Source organism: Sorangium sp. So ce362 (assembly GCF_051519845.1).
GTDB lineage: Bacteria > Myxococcota_A > Polyangia > Polyangiales > Polyangiaceae > Sorangium.
The window spans coordinates 11,557,845-11,574,044 of sequence record NZ_CP150332.1 but is presented as its reverse complement, the minus strand read 5'-3'; the positions used below and the strand labels follow the sequence as shown (position 1 = coordinate 11,574,044).

At 70.6% G+C, this 16,200-nt stretch carries 15 protein-coding genes and 1 pseudogene; 10 read left to right on the top strand and 6 right to left on the bottom strand.

All coding sequences use genetic code 11. The features are described 5' to 3' along the window. The 6 genes from WMF17_RS44360 to WMF17_RS44335 all read left to right on the top strand — a co-directional run bounded on the left by WMF17_RS44360 (nucleotide 1) and on the right by WMF17_RS44335 (nucleotide 2,938). Nucleotides 1-480, top strand: coding sequence for an RNA polymerase sigma factor (locus WMF17_RS44360; protein ID WP_437646977.1), 480 nt, complete (start codon nucleotides 1-3; stop codon nucleotides 478-480). Next, nucleotides 477-1,103 carry a JAB domain-containing protein gene (locus WMF17_RS44355; protein WP_437646975.1) on the top strand — a complete coding sequence of 209 codons (627 nt, stop codon included), beginning with the start codon at nucleotides 477-479 and terminating at the stop codon, nucleotides 1,101-1,103. Before WMF17_RS44360 ends, WMF17_RS44355 begins: the two co-directional genes overlap by 4 nt. A 490-nt stretch (nucleotides 1,104-1,593) precedes the next feature. Continuing rightward, a complete protein-coding gene (locus WMF17_RS44350; protein WP_437482659.1) occupies nucleotides 1,594-1,785 on the top strand; it encodes a hypothetical protein in 192 nt (63 codons plus the stop codon). Beyond that, on the top strand, nucleotides 1,760-1,936 hold the full coding sequence (locus WMF17_RS44345; RefSeq protein ID WP_437646974.1) for a hypothetical protein: 177 nt from the start codon (nucleotides 1,760-1,762) through the stop codon (nucleotides 1,934-1,936). Before WMF17_RS44350 ends, WMF17_RS44345 begins: the two co-directional genes overlap by 26 nt. A gap of 156 nt (nucleotides 1,937-2,092) precedes the next feature. After that, nucleotides 2,093-2,248: a hypothetical protein gene (locus WMF17_RS44340; RefSeq protein WP_437646972.1), complete on the top strand. Its 156-nt coding sequence runs from the start codon at nucleotides 2,093-2,095 to the stop codon at nucleotides 2,246-2,248. Nucleotides 2,249-2,686: 438 nt separating this feature from the next. Then, nucleotides 2,687-2,938, top strand: coding sequence for a UPF0175 family protein (locus WMF17_RS44335; protein WP_437646970.1), 252 nt, complete (start codon nucleotides 2,687-2,689; stop codon nucleotides 2,936-2,938). 109 nt (nucleotides 2,939-3,047) lie between these two features. On the opposite strand, the gene WMF17_RS44330 is transcribed toward WMF17_RS44335, so the two are convergent. Together WMF17_RS44330 and WMF17_RS44325 are read right to left on the bottom strand one after the other, a co-directional pair. Beyond that, the gene (locus WMF17_RS44330; RefSeq protein WP_437646968.1) at nucleotides 3,048-4,838 is read right to left on the bottom strand and encodes a hypothetical protein; all 1,791 of its coding nucleotides are present in this window, start codon (nucleotides 4,836-4,838) and stop codon (nucleotides 3,048-3,050) included. 1 nt (nucleotide 4,839) lies between these two features. Further along, a complete protein-coding gene (locus WMF17_RS44325) occupies nucleotides 4,840-8,862 on the bottom strand; it encodes an RHS repeat-associated core domain-containing protein (protein WP_437646966.1) in 4,023 nt (1,340 codons plus the stop codon). Nucleotides 8,863-9,081: 219 nt separating this feature from the next. On the opposite strand from WMF17_RS44325, the pseudogene WMF17_RS44320 reads away from it, so the two are divergent. Further along, a pseudogene (locus WMF17_RS44320) lies at nucleotides 9,082-9,519 on the top strand (JAB domain-containing protein); the annotation flags it as partial. Nucleotides 9,520-9,753: 234 nt separating this feature from the next. After that, complete coding sequence (locus WMF17_RS44315; RefSeq protein WP_437651461.1) at nucleotides 9,754-10,371, top strand: DUF2867 domain-containing protein; 618 nt, start codon at nucleotides 9,754-9,756, stop codon at nucleotides 10,369-10,371. 204 nt (nucleotides 10,372-10,575) lie between these two features. Here the strand turns inward: WMF17_RS44315 and WMF17_RS44310 are convergent, their stop codons facing one another. The 4 genes from WMF17_RS44310 to WMF17_RS44295 form a co-directional block, all read right to left on the bottom strand. Further along, entirely contained in the window at nucleotides 10,576-11,301 is a 726-nt protein-coding gene (locus tag WMF17_RS44310; RefSeq protein WP_437646965.1) for a hypothetical protein, read from the bottom strand. A gap of 188 nt (nucleotides 11,302-11,489) precedes the next feature. Further along, nucleotides 11,490-13,367: a hypothetical protein gene (locus tag WMF17_RS44305; protein ID WP_437646963.1), complete on the bottom strand. Its 1,878-nt coding sequence runs from the start codon at nucleotides 13,365-13,367 to the stop codon at nucleotides 11,490-11,492. After that, nucleotides 13,367-14,242 carry a hypothetical protein gene (locus tag WMF17_RS44300; RefSeq protein ID WP_437599585.1) on the bottom strand — a complete coding sequence of 292 codons (876 nt, stop codon included), beginning with the start codon at nucleotides 14,240-14,242 and terminating at the stop codon, nucleotides 13,367-13,369. Before WMF17_RS44300 ends, WMF17_RS44305 begins: the two co-directional genes overlap by 1 nt. Beyond that, a complete protein-coding gene (locus tag WMF17_RS44295) occupies nucleotides 14,239-14,592 on the bottom strand; it encodes a hypothetical protein (RefSeq protein ID WP_437599584.1) in 354 nt (117 codons plus the stop codon). The genes WMF17_RS44300 and WMF17_RS44295 overlap by 4 nt, the downstream gene beginning before the upstream one ends. Nucleotides 14,593-14,776: 184 nt before the next feature. Between WMF17_RS44295 and WMF17_RS44290 the strand changes: the two genes are divergently transcribed. Beyond that, nucleotides 14,777-15,373 carry a hypothetical protein gene (locus WMF17_RS44290; RefSeq protein ID WP_437646961.1) on the top strand — a complete coding sequence of 199 codons (597 nt, stop codon included), beginning with the start codon at nucleotides 14,777-14,779 and terminating at the stop codon, nucleotides 15,371-15,373. Nucleotides 15,374-15,535: 162 nt separating this feature from the next. Further along, nucleotides 15,536-16,180: a DUF2267 domain-containing protein gene (locus tag WMF17_RS44285; protein WP_437646959.1), complete on the top strand. Its 645-nt coding sequence runs from the start codon at nucleotides 15,536-15,538 to the stop codon at nucleotides 16,178-16,180. The last annotated feature ends 20 nt before the right edge of the window (nucleotides 16,181-16,200 follow it).

Genomic DNA, 16,200 nt, shown 5'->3' with positions numbered 1-16,200 from the left:
TTGATCCGCCGCACCCTCCGCGCCCGCAGCGTTCTCCCCGCCGATCTCGACGACCTCACGCAGGACACCGTCCTCGGCGCCTGGCGCAGCATGCGCGCCGGCCGCTTCCGCCCGTCCCCCGCTCTTCCTCCCGCCGACGCCCTCCGCCCCTGGCTCGCCGGCATCGCCTCGCGGCAGGCCTTGCACTACCGCGACAAGGCCCACCGCCGCCACGAACTCCCCGCGATCGACCCTGACCGCCTCTCCGCCTTCACCGCCCCCTCTCCAGAGGCCCGCCTCGTCGCGCGCGGCCTCCTCCGCGCCTTCCACCGTCTCCGCCCTGAGCTTCGCGAGATCCTGTCGCTCGCCGCCACCGGCCTCTCCCTGCACGAGATCGCCGCCTCCCTCTCGCTGCCGCGCCCCACGGTCGCCACCCGCCTCCGCCTCGCGCGCCGCCTCTTCGCCCGCGCCCTCACCCGCTTTCGGAGGTGGCCCCGATGAGCCGCGCCCCCGTCGACGCCCCCGCCGAGACGGCGGCCGAGCTGCCGACCGCGACCGAGGCCGCCCTCCTCGAGATGGTGCTCGGCCTGCCCGGCGTCGGCCCGCGCATCCTCGGCACCGCCGCCCTCCCCTCCCTCGGTCGCCTCTCTCCCGCGGCCCTCGCCGAGCGCACCCAGATCGCGCTCTTCGACGCCACCCGGCTCGCCGCCGCCTTCGAGCTCGGCCGCCGCTACCACGCCGCCCGCGCGCGCCGAGGAGCGCTCCTCACCGACGCCGCCCGCGTGGCGCGTTACTTCGGCCCGAGGCTCGCTTCCCTCGTCCACGAGGAGCTCTGGATCGCCGCGCTCGACAGCCACGGCCGCGTCCGCGAGACGCGCCTGCTCGCCCGCGGCGGCGCCGACGTCCTCACCATCGACACCGCGACCGTCCTGCGCACCGCGCTGGACATGGCCGCCCTCAGCTTCGTCCTCGCCCATAACCACCCCAGCGGCGACCCCACGCCCACCCGCGAGGACGAAGCGATGACCCTGGAGCTGCGCCACCTCTCCGCGGAGCTGCACGTCCCGCTCACCGCCCACGTCATCGTCACCCCCAGCGGCCGCTACGCCGCCGTCCACGAGTAGCCCATCGCGGGGCGCAGCGCTTTTGCGACGGGGCGCTGCGCCCCTGCGCATCCAGCCGCCAGCCTCCAGCGCACCGCCCCGGCCGGCAGCTCCGACCCCTCCGGCGCGGCACGGGCTCCGAAGCACGTGGAGCCCCACCGCGTGCCCCGACCCAGGGCACCGCGCCCCCGGTCGACCCGCCCCCCGCGCGCCGCCTCCAGCGACCTCCGGCGCGCCGGCGCCCTCTCACCGAGCGCCCGGTAGCGTGAGCCCGACGCACGACCGTCGGCGACGGCGGCCCGGCAGCTCGGTGCTCGTGCTCGGTGCTCATGGATCAGCCGGAGCTCCACGTCGGCCCGCGGCCCGACAAGGGAAGGTGAGGGCCGAGCTCTTCAACGCGGTGGAGCTCGACCTGGCGGCGATCTGGCCGAGATGACGAGTTGGTGCGCAGCGGTTCGCCGCGAGGCCGGGGCTCGTCCATCGCAGCAAAGCATGGTACGATCCATCCATCATGGTCGATCCTGAAGCGACACCTCCGGTCTACAACGAGGACGGTGTCGACCTCACGCTCATCCGCTGGATGCTGAGCCTCACTCCAGCAGAACGGATCGCCACCCTCCAGGCCCACATCGACTTCGTCACGCTCGCCCGAGAGAGCAGGCGAGCGCGAGAGCCGCATGCCCGCGTCGACGAAGATCGTTGATCTGCTCGGGGTGCTCGCCCGGCATCGAGTCGACTTCATTGTCGTCGGTGGCGTCGCCGCCGTGATTCACGGAGCGCCGGTCAATACGTTCGATATGGACGTGGTGCACGCTCGCACGCCGGACAACATCGAACGGCTGCTCGGTGCGTAACGTGAGCTCGATGCGTTCTACCGGACAGACCTCGAGAGGCGGCTTCCGCCAACCGCGTCTCATCTCGTCTCCTCTGGGCATCAATTGCTGGCGACCAACAGGGGAACGCTCGATCTCCTGGGGACGATCGAGGAAGAGACGTCGTATGAGGAGCTCTTGACCGATAGCGAGGAGCTGGATCTCGGCGGGATTCCGATACGCGTCATCACGCTCGAACGGCTCATCGCGATCAAGGAGAAGCTCACCCGTCCCAAGGATCAGGTGATGCTCCTGGTGCTTCGCGCGACGCTCGACGAACGGAGACGAAGCTGATCGTCGCGCTCGGATCGCGGGCACCTCGGACGGCCAGCGGCGGCTCGGCGTCGCCGATCTCTCCCACGCTCGCCAAGGCGGTGCCTGGAGCGGCCTCCGAGGCGATGTCGGGTGCTCCGGAGGCATATCGAGAACACCTCACTCGCTTTCGGAGGTGGCCCCGATGAGCCGCGCCCCCGTCAACGCCCCCCGCCAAGACGGCGGCCGAGCTTCCGACCGCGACCGAGGGCGCCCTCCTCGAGAGGGCGGCGATCTGGACGAAGTGAGGCCATGTCGGACGCTCTCAGGACCATCTCGGGCTCCGGCAGGCCCGACACCGTGTTCCGGAACGTCCGGCAGCCCTTACCAGGGTGATGCGATTTCACGCGACCGCGTACGGATCCTGTTTCGTGCTAACAGCAGACTTCCCGACCGACCCCAGCACCCGAGGACGGAACGATGGCAACTCGACAGATTGTGATTGATGTGCCCGAGAAGGTGCTCCTCACGGAGAAGATGGACGAAGCTGAGTTCGCCCGGGAGCTCCGCATGCTCGCTGCGGTCAAGCTGTACGATCTGGGGCGCCTCTCGTCCGGCCGCGCCGCGGAGCTCGCCGGCATGGTGCGGGTAGAATCTCTGTTGAGCCTGGGCCGCTACAAGGTCCTCCCTCTCGACGCCGAGCTCCGTTCGCTGGAGGCCGCCGTTGGCTGAGGCGATCAACAACAGCTCGCCCTTGCTCTACCTTCACCGCATCGGCGCCATGGACTGGCTCGCCGAGATGTTAAGACATCTGGGTCCCCAGCGCTGCGGATCTTGAGCTTCAGCGTGAAACGAAGCGGTAGCGCTCGGGCCCACCGCAGATGCACAGCTCGCGCTCCGTCTTGTCCCACGTGTCGCCCCAGAGCCGCGCACGCACCACGACGGGCTCCTCCGGCGCGGGCGGTGACGGATCTCCCTTCACACCGGACACCGAGACTGCGGTATCGGGTGCAGCCTGGAGCGCCACCTGGATGGCGAGCACCAGGTCCCCCTCAGCGCGCGCGGCCACCTTCGTTCGCGGTTTGCCGTCATAGGGGTCCGCCGCGACGTCGAGCACCGAGACGCCATCGCGGTACCACATCGAGGCGTGCTGGTCCGTGCCCTCCGGCACCGCCACGGCGCCCAGCGCAGCCGCAACAGCCAGGCCGACACGCGCCTGGATCCGGCAGGAGCACGGGAGCTCGCCCTCGTCTGAGCTGGCAGCGCCGAGGCGCTCGAGGCACACCGGCCAGGACACGGCCATCGGCGTGGGCTCAAGGTGCTCGTCCTCCAGGTGCACCGTGCCCTCGGCGTCGACGGCGTAGCTCACACTACCCAGGATCTCGGCGCCGATCGGGACGAGCTGGCTCTCGTTCACGCTCGCGGCCTCCCTCGCCGCTGGCCGGTCCGGCCACGCGCCGATGATGCCAAACGGCCCCCACTGCATGTTGGCGAAGCGGAGGCCGCCCAGGCGCGCTTCGAAGTCGAGAGCCGCCTCGTGCGCCGGGAGCTCCCAGCAGGAGAGCAGGTGCTCGAGCGACGCGCGCGCGCCTTTGCGCCGAGGGTCGACGCGCGCGCCGAGCCGCAGGAGCCCGCGGACGGCGCGGGGCGTGAGCAGCAGGCGCAGCGTGTCCTCGGCGCCGGTGAAATCACGGATGCGTGCACCCCGGTCGTCGACCGTCTCCCAAGACAGCAGCGTGCCCGCGAAGAACCGCGTCTGCTCCAGACGCGGAGGCCCTGGCGGCGCCCACACATGGCCGGAGGTGCCCTCCTCCCCAGCGCCCGCGAGGAGCGCGAGCGCGCCGCCTTCGCGGAGCGCCTCGGGTGACGGCGCCACCGGCGCGCACCTCGGCGGGTCGATCTGCAGCTCGGGGGCGGCTGTCGTGAGCTCCGTGCCGATCGCTTTGCACGCCGAGCCCGCGGCGCGCAGCGCGGCGACCGCGTCCTCCAGGACCGGAGTCCACACGAGCGTGTCGCTCTCGCCCTCGTCCCGGAGCGGGTGTCCGTCTGCGATGACGACCGAGCCGCGGCGGAAGAAGCGGTGAAAGGCGTCCGTGGCCTCGACGACAGGCTCCGCTCCGAGCGCTCCCGCGAGCGCCGCGCCCACGTACGGCCGGAGTCGCAAGCGCAGCGCCCCTTTCGCGAGCGGCTCGACGCCGGCGAGGAGGGCGAGCTTCTCGAGCAGCGTCCAGGGGCTCGTGGCGACCGGGGTGAGCTCCTTGTCTCGCGGCGCATCGCGCATCCGGTAGAGCACGCCGCGGGCATCGATGAAGTACACGGCTCCCACGCTGCGGCCGATGGGGACGGCAACTTCTCCGTCGGGCGTCCGCCTGGCCGGCCAGTGCGCTATCTGGCGCGCTGACGAGAAGGTGAGCGAGAGCGCGAGCACGGAGAGGCCGCCGACATCGCGGTGGAACTGGAGCGCGGAGTCGAGCTCCGGGAGCCCCTTGCCGCGCAGGACGGCCCGGAGCGCCGCTTCGTCCACGCGGCCGGCCTCTTCGATACGCGCGCCCCCGGCAATCAGCGTACGACGCGCGTGCTCGGACAGCTTCTCCAGGATTGCGTTCAGCGCCTCCGCTGGCTGCATGCTCATATCACACCGGTCTTCCGTAGTTTTCGTGACGCTGGTAGCTCGCGCCCGAGTCGACCGGGCCCTGGAGCCAGCCCGGATCCTTCGGGCTCGAAAAGTTTGAGGGCGCGCCGATCCCCGTCTTCGCTCCCTTCTTCCCGGTCAGCGCAGGATAGCCCTCCTGGATCGTCTCTGGTGCAGGCCCACCCCACTTCGAGTGCAGATTGGCGAGGAGCTGACTGCAATTGGGGCAGGGGGCACGCGGGACGGCCTCCTGGCTCCCGTTCGGCGGGTTCCGGGCGCTGACGCTTGTGACTGAGCCGAGGCACTTCCGGATCTCTGCGTGGTCTTCCGGGTTCTTCGGATCGAGCGGCTTGCCGTCTCGGTTGTCCTTTTCCCACTGCTTGATGTAAGCCGTGAGCGCACGGGGCTCCGCGCACGACGTCGGGTCTGGACCGCCGGGATATTTGCCGTTCACGGTAGGCGGGAGCGACTGCTTGACAATATCGTGTAGTTCCGGGTTCCTCCCGCCCCCGATCTCTGCCGGAGACTCCTGGCTACCTCTCGTGAAGGAGCCGGAGCTGCCGCTCACCGTCGAGAGCACCGGGTCGAGCCCATCGGGGTCGATCACGAGCAACGGCTGGTTGTTCGCGTAGCCGAAGGGCCGCAGGCCGCCTTGGAGGCCGATCGGATCGGCGCTGATGTACCGCCCGCTCTCGGAGTCGTAGTACCGAAAGCGGTTATAAGACAGCCCCGTTTCCTCGTCCTCGTACTGGCCCGGGTAGCGCAGCGGCGTGGTGGCCAGGGCGCCCTCCTGCGGCTCGACGCCGCCCCACACCCGGGTCTCGAGCCGCGCGAGGATTTCGCCGTCGCCGCGGACGAGGGCGGAGGGCCGTTCCGTGCGATCGTTGACGTAATGAACCCATTCGGTCGCCAGGCTGCGCGAGCCATCAGGCACGGCGTCAACATGGGCCAACGGGAAGACCGTCCCCGGCCGGAAGCAGTAGGTCCGTTGCTCCACGAGGGGAGCGCCGGTCGCCCTGGCCGATTCGCGGATCTCGTGCACGAGCACGTCGGCATCCCAGACGAAGCGGGTCTGCGACGCGACGCGGCCGCTGGCGACTATGCGCTTGGCGACCCGGCGTGCGAATGGATCGTACACGAACGCGATGCTCTGGGCGTCCGGGGTCACGACAGTCGAGAGAAGCCCGCGCGCGTCCCAGTGATATCTCCACACGCGTCGCTGGCCGTCAGGCTCGGTGACGCGCCTCTCGACGAGGCGTCCATCACGGTCGTAGAGGAGCTCCGAGCGCCCGCGCCGCACGAGTTTTCCTCCGAGTTCGTAAGCTCTCGGCTGAGCGCTCGCCCCCTGCTCGAAAAGGTTTCCTGCCTCATCGTAAGCATAGACCTCGGCGCGCGCCTGCTCGGGGAGCTTGGAGAGGATCTGCCCGGCTGGATCGTACGTGTAGACGACGCGCCCCTTGGAGCGATCCCACTCCTCGAGGAGGTCGCCAGCTGGCGAGTACCGATAGGCACGTTCACTCGTGACGTTCAGCGGAACCGGGCCGACCCATTCGGGCTGCCCGGGGCCGACCACGGGACCGGCGGACGGCTTGACCACGCGGCGCCGCTCGACGCGTCCGAGAGGGTCCACTTTCGTCTGGACCGCACCGCCGCCCGGAAGCACGCGCTCGATCTCGAATCCCTGCGCGTCCCAGCGGAATTCGATGGGATCGACTCCGCCGAGGAGCAGGCGCGCCGGCTGACCCATGACGTCGTGCTCGACCGCCTCGAGGTACCCGAGGGACGTGTGCTTCATCCGGCGCTTGCCGAGCGCGTCGTAGGCGCTGCTGATGACGTTCTTTGCTCCTTCGAAAATCTGCGTCTCGCGCGTCATCCGTCCGCGGTCATCGTAAGCGAACTCGCACTCGACGGCCGTGTTCGCGGCGGAGATCAGCCGGCCACAGGCATCGTATGCGAAGTGGTCCTTCGTTGCATCCGCGTAGATACGCTCGACGATGCGTCCGCAGGCGTCGTAGACGAACTCTGTCTTGTCATGGCTGTCGCTCCCGATCAGGGTGATTCTCCCGGCGACGTCCATCTGGTAGCGAACGTGTCGACCATCGAAGGTATGCTCCTCGGTGATCCAGCCCGCCGGGTTGCGGACGATCCGGTGGCTCTCCCCTGTCTCATTGATGACGAGCGTGAGCGCCCCCTCGCGATCATAGCGGTAGCGGATGCGCGATCCATCCGGCTTTCGGAGCTCATGCACCGCGCCGAGGCCGGCCCAGCGGAGCTCGTGGACGCGCCCGACGGGGTCCATGATGCGCTCGACCCGGCCATCAGCATCGTAGGCGAACGAGTACTGGCCACCGTCCGGAAGGTGGACGGCGACGACCTCGCGCCGGGCGCTGTAGACATACCGGCGCTCATACCCGCGCTCGTCCGTCATGGCGTGCACGCACCCCAGGTAATCGTAGCGTATGCGCTTGATCTCCCCGCCAGGCTCGACGATCTCGGCTGGATTGCCGTGCACATCCCGGCGGATCCTCGTCACACCGCCGTTGGGGAGCATGGCCTCCACGAGCAGACCGCGATCATCGTACGCGTACCGGATCACGTCGCCTGACGCGTCTCGGACCGCGAGGAGATTCCCGCGTGCGTCGTGCTCGTAGCGCGTCCAGACGCCGTGCGGGTCGATGATCTCGACCAGGTTCCTGGCCTCGTCGTAACGATACTCGGTCGTGGCGCCCATGGGGTCGACGGCGCGGACGATGTTTCCGTGCTCGTCTCGTTCCCAGCGCCAGGTTGAGCCAAGCGCATCCGTATAGGAAGTCAGGTTGCCGGCCTGATCGTAGGAAGACGTGTGTACACCCACGCCCCAGGCAGCCTTATCGATTTTGCCAAATCTATTCCCGAAGTAGCGGCGCACCTGTCGTGAGTCAATGACCTCGGTGTACCCGTCGTCGCCGTAGTCGAGCTTACAATGGTAGACTCCCCTCGCCTCCGTCGTCCTGTCTGCCAGGAATGCCGGTACGTCCTCTGCGAGGCTCGGATCGCGCGCGCCCGGGTACTCCCCCCACGTCTCGACGCACCGCCCCTGTGCATCGTAACGATACACCACGCGCAGGCCCGCCGGATACGTGTGAGACGTCATGAGGTGCTCGGAATATGAAAATCTCGATGCATGCCCCTCTGCGTCCGTCGCACAGGTGAGGTCCCCAGCTGCATCGAAGGTGTACGTCCGGTAGGCGATCCACCGGCCCTGCGACGGGCTGTTCTTCACCTCGAATGCCGCGATGTGGCCGTCCTGATGACGGCGTACACGGACGACGCGCTGCACACTATCGATGACGGACTCGAGTATACTATCCCGGTAGTTGAGCTTGATCGTGTTTCCGTTGCGATCGATGATGCGGCTCAGTAGCAGGCGCTGGCCCGGGCTCGGAGTGCCGAGGAATTCATGTCGTCGGCCGTCCGAGGTGATGAGGGCGTAGCCCGTTGCGTGGTGGAGAAGCAGGGCCCCTTCCTCGAGCACGGCGGCGTCTCCGACCTCGAGGCGACGAGAAGAGAGGAAAGTTCCTTCGGGTCGCCACACACGAACCGAGAGGCGCCGCACCTCGACCTCCCACGCGAGTGAATGTGTCCACCCGAAGCCGAGGCCGACATCGCGGCTACGTGCTGTCGACGAGTACGCGCGGGAGATGATCAGCGGCAGAGGGCCAGGCAGCGCGAGATCGACGACGGGCTCGGTGTAGACGCGCCCGGTAACGATGTCGACGGGGTCGCCCGCGGCAGCGCCGCCGCCCCCGCCATGCACGGGGTTGGAGCAACCGGCACCTTTGCCTTGGCCACAGCCGCTGGCGTTCTTGCCTCCGCCATTGGCCTCGTTGCCGCCGCTCTGCCCGTTGGCCCCTTGTCCACCGGCCTGTCCGTTGCCTCCCCGTCCGTTCCCTCCTCCGCCCGCGCCGCCGCCGCCCATGATCCACACACCGGGGTTCATGCCAGGAATCGCGGGGATGTTCGGGACCGGTGCGGTGCGCGCCATGGCGGCGATGATAACCTGATGGAGGCTGTTGTCCGCATCGGCGAGGAGCTCGCCATAGCGAAACCGGCCGTCCCGCATACGACCAGGATGAGGCGTACCGCCAGCATGAGGCACCCCCGGTCTATCCTCACCGCCTCGCGGCGTTCTCAGCCCCGGCTCGGGAGGAGCGCCTCGCCCCCTCTTCGCCCGCTCCGTCACCCGTCCTCAGAGGTGGCCCCGATGAGCCGCGCCCCCGTCGACGCCCCCCACCGAGACGGCGGCCGAGCTTCCGACCGCGACCGAGGCCGCCCTCCTCGAGATGGTGCTCGGCCTCCCCGGCGTCGGCCCCCGCATCCTCGGCACGGCCGCCCTCCCCTCCCTCGGTCGCCTCTCTCCCGCGGCCCTCGCCGAGCGCACCCAGATCGCGCTCTTCGACGCCACCCGGCTCGCCGCCGCCTTCGAGCTCGGCCGCCGCTACCACGCCGCCCGCGCGCGCCGAGGAGCGCTCCTCACCGGCGCCGCCCGCGTGTGGCGCGTTACTTCGGCCCGAGGCTCGCCTCCCTCCTCGTCCACGAGGAGCTCTGGATCGCCGCGCTCGACAGCCACAGCCGCGTCCGCGAGACACGCCTGCTCGCCCGCGGCGTCGACGACGGCCTCTACGCCGGCCGCGCGACCGTCCGTCATCGCCGCATCTCCTCGCCGATGCCGATGGAAAAGCGCGCCTGGGCAGCCTCCGAGCCACGCGGTACAATCCCCCCGTGGACCTTGCAGATTGTGGTTGATGCTGGGCGGCGCGGCCCTGGATTCGCGTGCACCCCGGCCCTACGTCCGCTCCGTCGCCAGCGCGGCGCTGCCGGGCGATGCCGCCGGGCGATGACCGGCGGCGTGAGGCGCCGCTCAACGGAGGCTTCCATGCGGCTCTCACCACAGGAGTTCATCGATCTCGACCTCGAGGTGCACAAGGTCCTTCGCGGCGTTCCGCTGAACGACGTGTCCGTGGTCGACCTGCCGGGCGGCGGCGCGGCGCGGACGATCGAGGACGTCCGCGCGCGCTTGCGGCCTCCGGAGAGCAGCTCCTCGAGCGCGCTGGTCCGCGCGCTGTTCTGGCTCCGCGGCGCGCTCGGCAAGCTCTTTGGCTGGGATCCCGTCGAGGAGGGCCTGCCCCCCGAGTCCTATGTGCACCAGGTTCCGTCCGAGCTGGCGAGACGGTCGTCCGTGCAGCCCGGCACGCGCGAGGGGCCGTTCCGCGCGCTGTACGTGCTCCAGGGCGAGGCCGTGAGCGAGATCCGCAACGCGACCGTCCACGCGTTCTCCTGCATGGCGATCAGGCCGACGGCCGAGGGGCACCGTCTGTACTGGGCTGTCTACGTCAAGCCGGTATCGCGGTGGACCTCCGCGTACATGGCGCTGATCGAGCCGTTCCGCCGCTTCTTCGTGTACCCGACCCTCCTCCGGCAGCTGCGGGACGCGTGGCGGGCCGCCTACGCCGAGCCGGACGCGGCCACGGAGCACGGCGGAAGCACGGCCTGACCGGATCGGCCTGCGCCGCGAGCGGCGCCTCGGGGGTGATGTCGGGGGGCCATCTGGCACATCGCGAGGAACCACAGGCCGCAAGCAGAGCTCGCCCGCCATGCTTTGCGGAGGACGCTCGAGAGGGTCCGACTCGAGGGCGGGCGGTGGGTGCCGCTGAAGCTCGAGGACGTCGTACTCGGCGGGCCCCGCTCATCCCGGGCGCTATCGCAGGCGGTGCAGGTGGTGCTCCTCGCCGTTCAACGTCAGCACCGCCATGAACCCGTCACGCGCCCGCTCGCTCTCGAACCTGAACTCGTGTGTTCCCGGGGTGACGGAGGTGTCGACGATGCGCGCGACCTCCGGCTCCAGGGCGGAGCCGGGGTAGCTGTAGATGTCGAGGCGCAGCGTACAGGCGCGCTCGATCGTCGCCCGCGCGACGATCGCGTCATCCCCCTCCGCCACCGAGAAGGCGCTCCCGAGCTCTCCCTCGACGGAAGATCTCCCGAGCGCCCAGGCGATCTGCTGGGCGGCGATCGGGGCGTACACGTCGAGCACCATCACGTCCTTGTTCTGCTCCTTGAAGCGCGCGTGGAGGCGCTCCCGGGTGGCGGCGTCCACGCCGCCGCCGAGGGTGATGAGGTCGAAGTCGCCGGCGTGGAACTCCGTGTCCGGTGACTCGCTCACCGTGCCGGCCGCCGCGTGCCCCTGCTTTTTCAGCACTGCCACGCCCCGCTCGAGAATATCGGCCCTCTTGCCGATGACCAGGATCCTCTTCGGTCTCGATGCCATGCTCTCTCCTCCCTCGCGCGCTGCCGCCGCGCCCTGCTGGAACGCTTTCACGTGGCGCTCCAGCCGCTCGTTGAACCCTGCTCCGCCGCGCTCGGCGCCTCCGGCCCGGCGCATCCGGAGAGGAACGTGCAGCAGCGCCGCCCGTAGGCTGGATTTCACGCCAATCTATTGGAAGGATTCCAATCGCCTGAAGGCTGCCATGTGACCTGCCCCGGCTGCTCGTTCCTCGACGTGACGCCGGGCTCGACGCCCGTGAGCTGAAGCCATCCACCCGTTCCGAACGACTGAGGCGCCCGGATCCGCGCTGGATCGCGGCGCCTCACGGGGTCGCCGCGGTCACGCGGAGGCTACTTCGGATCGAGAAAGTCACACGCGGTGAGGTTGCGCCCGTCGGTCCAGCGGAAGCTGTCCATCCATCCGTCGAGCACGCCGCGCGCATAGGGATCGCCATAGGCCTGGACGAACACGATCGACCCGGTACCGGCGCAGATCGGGACGAGCACGAGCCGGAGCTCCACCGGCGTGCCGGCGACCCGCCACGTCCGCGCGACGCCCGCGCCGAGCGCCGTCGTCACCGGGCCGCCGCCGAGCGCCTCGACGCGCATGGAGAGCGCGGCGATATCGCGGACGAACGACTCCTGCACCTCGCCGAACGTCTTCTCGTTCTCGGCATCGCTGGTGATGCGCGTGGACACCGACATGCCGCCGCGCACGAGCGTGCCGGGCCGCTCGACAACGAAGTCGACGTCGCCGCCCACATGGCCAAGCATGCCCGGCGGCACGCGGCCGACGACATCGAGCCAGCCGTTGCGGTACACGTCGCCTTCGATGCGGCCCGGCTCGGGCTCGGGGAGGCGGACGCGCGGCGGGATCGGGAGATCGGTGAGCGGCGTGGGCTTCGGCTCCGGGCCGGCGAGCGTGAAGAGCTGCGACGCGAGCGCGGCGCCGGCGCCCTCGGGAAAGCCGCGCACGAACGCGACGAGCTTGCCCTGCCGGCGGACGGCGATGCTGGCGGCGATCGTGTAGTCGCCCTGCTCGAGCCCGAGCGCGTTCTTCTGCCAGCAGGCCGCGCTCTGGCCGAGCGTCGCCTCGAGCTCCTCCGCGTCCTTCTCGGTGTCCCACCCGCTGATCCACGCCGTCGCGAGGCGCCGCTCCGGCCCGGCGAACACGCCGAAGCGATCGCCCGCCCAGCCCGCGGCCGCGCGCTCGGCGATCTCGGCGTCGACGCAGCGCTCGAGGAGGATGCGCGTGTCGAGCTCGCCGAGCGTGTCGGCGGCGGACAGCGCGTAACCCGGCGGCGGCCGGGGATCGGCGAACGGTCGCGGGGGCTCGCCCGCGAGGTACTTCTCGGGGTGCAACACCTGCTCGGTGCTGCGCGGGAAGCGCGTGTACATCCTGTCGACGAGCGGGAAGCCGCCCGCGCGATACACGTCGGTGACCAGGAGCATCCCGCTGCGGTAGGGGAACTCGAGGCGCTTCCTCGTCAGGTCGAGCGCCTTGTCGAGCTTTGTGTCCGCCTCGCCGCGCGTGACGCTCGCGAGCGGGACGCGCTTCGTCACCTCCACGATCCGCCGCAGCGTGCGCCCCACCGGCGCGCCGGCCTCGGCGCCGAGCCACGCGCCCATCGCCACCATCGCGTCGCCCTCGATGAGCGCGAGCTGCGCGATGGCCTCGTCCGCGCTCCTCGCCTCGGGCGGGCGCGGAAAGACCTGCGCCTGGAGCGCGTGCTGCACCTCGTGCGCGAGCACCGCCCGTTGCTCGAGCAGCTCGTCCTCGGACGCGAGCGCCACGTCGGGGATGACTACCTTGTCTGTCGCGCGGCTGTAGAAGCCGACGACCTGCTCTTTCAGCACCTCGTCGACGGTGGAGAGCCCGCCGCGCTCTCCGGGCTGCGGGAGGAAGTTGAAGCCGAGCAGAAACGCGGCCTCGGCGCTGAGCGCCCCCTCGGGCGAAGGCTCCGCGTCGCGGCCGGCGAACAGGCGCTCCACGAAGCGCTCGTGGTCGAGCCGCTCGACGACGACCGGTCTCCTCGGCGACAGCTGCCGCGCTGTGCTCACCGCGCGCACGACCTCCTCGATGGCGCGATCGCCGAGCGTGAACCTCGCCTGCGGCGCCGGCGCAGCAGACTGTTCGGGGCTGCGCGGAGGGCCGGCGGGCGCCGCGCCGGGGCCGCAGCCCGCGCCGAGCGAGAGCGCGAGGAGCCCGTGGAGCCGGCGCGGACGCATCAGAACTCGCCCAGCCAGTAGCGCGGCTTGACCTGCGCCGCCTTGGCAGGCGGCTTCCCATCGCGCTGCTCGAGCGTGACCGACGTGCCCGAGGTCGCGAGCAGCACGATGCCGCCGACGAGCGCCACGCCGCCGCCGATGAGCGTGACGAGGCCCGGGGTCGAGACCCCACCCTCGTCGGGGATCTCGTTGCCCGCGTCGTCGTACTCGTACGATGGGCTCGTGGCGTCCACGAGAAGGAAGGTGCCTCCCAAGACCGCAGCGGTGGTACCCAGGATCGTCAGCCAGAACCCCGCGCTGTGGCGCCCGTAGCTGCCGGGCGCGACGTGGAGCGTGACGTCGCCCGTCATCTGCGAGACCGTGAACGGGTCCGGCGGCGGCATATCCTCCGGCGAGAGCGAGAACCGGCGCCCGTCGCTGCCGTCGATCACCTTGTCGCACGGCGAGGCGCAGACGGGCCGGAACTGCTTGACGGCAAAGCCGTAGCCGCCGTAAGCGCCGACCGTCGTGGAGCGTTCCTCGATCACCCGCACGGGCTTCGGGCTCTCGACATGCAGCCTCACCACGCCGGGCGCGCCGAGCGTCGGTGCCGGGGCCGGGAGCGGCTGCGGCGGCGGTGCGGCGCCGTAGCCCGGCCCCGCGGACCCCGGCTGCGTGGCGCTCTTCGGCGCGAACTTCCCGCGCTCGACGTCCGACACCTGGGACCACGGGATGACGCGCACCTCCTTGTCGCCCAGCTCGATGATCTTCACGCTCGCCCCAGGTTCGGACGAGACGACGGTGCCCCGGATCGTGCCGCCGCTCTTGAGCGTGACTTCGTCCTGCCCGTCATCGGCGCGGGCGCTCGCACCGAGCGAGAGCGAAGCAACGATCAAAGCGGCGACGATTGAGAAACGGTGGCGCATGAGGGCTCCTGTGGCGAAGATTGCACAATCTCACCGAAGCCGCGTTCGATCGTCAAGCGCGAAGCCGCTTCATGACGGCGCGCGACGCGGAGCGCGCTCGCGGGCACCGGCGGCGAGCCGCGACCCGACCTGGCGACATCGATTACCACGAGGATTACCACGAGAAGGATTGCGTGCCGTTCCTCTGCGGCCTGGCGCCCACGCCCATCATTGACAAACGCAATTGTCTCGTAAGGGGCGGTGAGCTCAACCAGGAAGACGCCGCGATCGACTTCGACGTCGTGACAGAGCTCATCTTTCCCGAGCCCCCGAAGATCCATGATCGACTCGGCGAGCGGCAGGCCCTGCTTCCTGTGCGGGGCCGAGCTCGCTGTACGGGGGGGGCTACCCCAACCTCGGTCGGGTCGCTCCCTTCGATGGAGGCTGAAGCCTTCATCCCTGCCCTCACGCATCCATCCCTCGCGGAGGGCGATCGCCGGCCCCAGGGAGGGAGCGGAGGCACCCATGATCAAGCCACCGCCCAGCCGCGACGAGCTGCTGGCGATCGTCCACGAGCACAACCACGTTCACAACGAGCACCAGCGGGCGACCGCCGAGTCCATCCGGCGCAAGCTCGAGGCGCGCATGCTCGAGATCGAGGGCCGCTTCGAGCGCGAGCTCACCGAGGCGATCGCCGACGAGGCGCTCCGGCAAGCCTGGCGCGATCACCTGCACTGGCGCGGCCCGGCGCCGAACGAGCCGCCGCCGGTGTCACCGCTGGTCTTCCGCGGCCTATCCGAGATTGGATCCGAGGCCGTCGCGCGCGAGAAGGCCGGCGACGTGCACATCGAGGTCGACGGCGCCGTCTACGATCGGCGCCTCGGCCTCGATCTCGCGGCCGATCCGGAGGGCACGGTGCTCCGGGTCGGCACGCTCCCGCCCTTCCGCGAGCACTTCGAGCTGCCCGCCGAGGCGCTCGACGCCCTGCGCGCCTGGTTCGAGCGCCCGGGCAGCGAGCCGCCCTGGCGCTGGGCGCGCGAGCTCGTCGCCGAGGGCCTCGTCGACGGCCACTTCGCCCTGACCGGCCGCGGCCGCCGCGCCCTCGTGCGGCGCGCCGCATAGAGGCTCGCGCGCGGGGGGTCCGGACCCGGCAGGCGCGACCTGCAGGTCGGCGGAACGCCCAGGGGCTCATCACGACGGCGGCTTGCGTCGCGTGTTCGACGGCTCGCCGGGTTCCGCCGTGGCCCGGGCGTCGCAAGATCGCGCTCAGCAAGGAGGTGCATCATGGAATACGAGCGCTTCGTCGAGGAGGTGCAGCGCCGCGCCGGTTTGGAGGGCCGTGACGAGGTCGAGCGCGCGATCGTGGCGACCGCACGGACGCTGGGCGAGAGGCTGCTGGAGCACGAGGCGGCCGCGGTCGCGGGCGGGCTGCCGGGGCCGGTCGCGGCCGCGGTGCGCGGCGTGGCGTACCAGGGCGACTTCGATCGCGATGAGCTCTACGACCGCGTTGCCCGTCGCGAGGGCGCGCCACGCAGCTTCGGCATGGAGCACGCCCAGGCCGTGTGCCAGGTGATCGGCGAGGCGCTGCCCGAGGCCGAGCGCCTGCGGCTCCAGCGGCACCTGCCGGACCTGGCGGACCTCTTCACGCCGCGCGCGGCCGGAGCGCCCCCGCCGCGGCCGCTGCACGCAGCGCCGCCGCCCGACGTCGGTCAGGGCTCGACGCTCGCTTCAGGAAGGCCCGGCAGCCATCACCCCCTGAGCGAGGCGCGCCCCGCGACGGCGCACACCGAGTCGGTCGCCCGATCGGACGACCCGCACGCGGAGACCCGGCTGTCGAGCAGCCCGGGGCTGACGCAGGAGCGCCTCGGGGACACGCTGGCGGAAGGGCGGCCCGGCCCCGAGCACCCGGTCAGCGAGACGCAGCGCTGATTGAGTCCCGCGCCGCCTGG

What these genes read in the sequence shown, in the direction of transcription:
- WMF17_RS44290 (WP_437646961.1), top strand. Translation starts at nt 14,777, where the DNA reads ATGATCAAGCCACCGCCCAGCCGCGACGAGCTGCTGGCGATCGTCCAC.
- WMF17_RS44355 (WP_437646975.1), top strand. Translation starts at nt 477, where the DNA reads ATGAGCCGCGCCCCCGTCGACGCCCCCGCCGAGACGGCGGCCGAGCTG.
- WMF17_RS44325 (WP_437646966.1), bottom strand. Translation starts at nt 8,862, where the DNA reads ATGGCGCGCACCGCACCGGTCCCGAACATCCCCGCGATTCCTGGCATG.
- WMF17_RS44285 (WP_437646959.1), top strand. Translation starts at nt 15,536, where the DNA reads ATGGAATACGAGCGCTTCGTCGAGGAGGTGCAGCGCCGCGCCGGTTTG.
- WMF17_RS44345 (WP_437646974.1), top strand. Translation starts at nt 1,760, where the DNA reads ATGCCCGCGTCGACGAAGATCGTTGATCTGCTCGGGGTGCTCGCCCGG.
- WMF17_RS44330 (WP_437646968.1), bottom strand. Translation starts at nt 4,838, where the DNA reads ATGAGCATGCAGCCAGCGGAGGCGCTGAACGCAATCCTGGAGAAGCTG.
- WMF17_RS44295 (WP_437599584.1), bottom strand. Translation starts at nt 14,592, where the DNA reads ATGGATCTTCGGGGGCTCGGGAAAGATGAGCTCTGTCACGACGTCGAA.
- WMF17_RS44315 (WP_437651461.1), top strand. Translation starts at nt 9,754, where the DNA reads ATGCGGCTCTCACCACAGGAGTTCATCGATCTCGACCTCGAGGTGCAC.
- WMF17_RS44350 (WP_437482659.1), top strand. Translation starts at nt 1,594, where the DNA reads ATGGTCGATCCTGAAGCGACACCTCCGGTCTACAACGAGGACGGTGTC.
- WMF17_RS44335 (WP_437646970.1), top strand. Translation starts at nt 2,687, where the DNA reads ATGGCAACTCGACAGATTGTGATTGATGTGCCCGAGAAGGTGCTCCTC.
- WMF17_RS44305 (WP_437646963.1), bottom strand. Translation starts at nt 13,367, where the DNA reads ATGCGTCCGCGCCGGCTCCACGGGCTCCTCGCGCTCTCGCTCGGCGCG.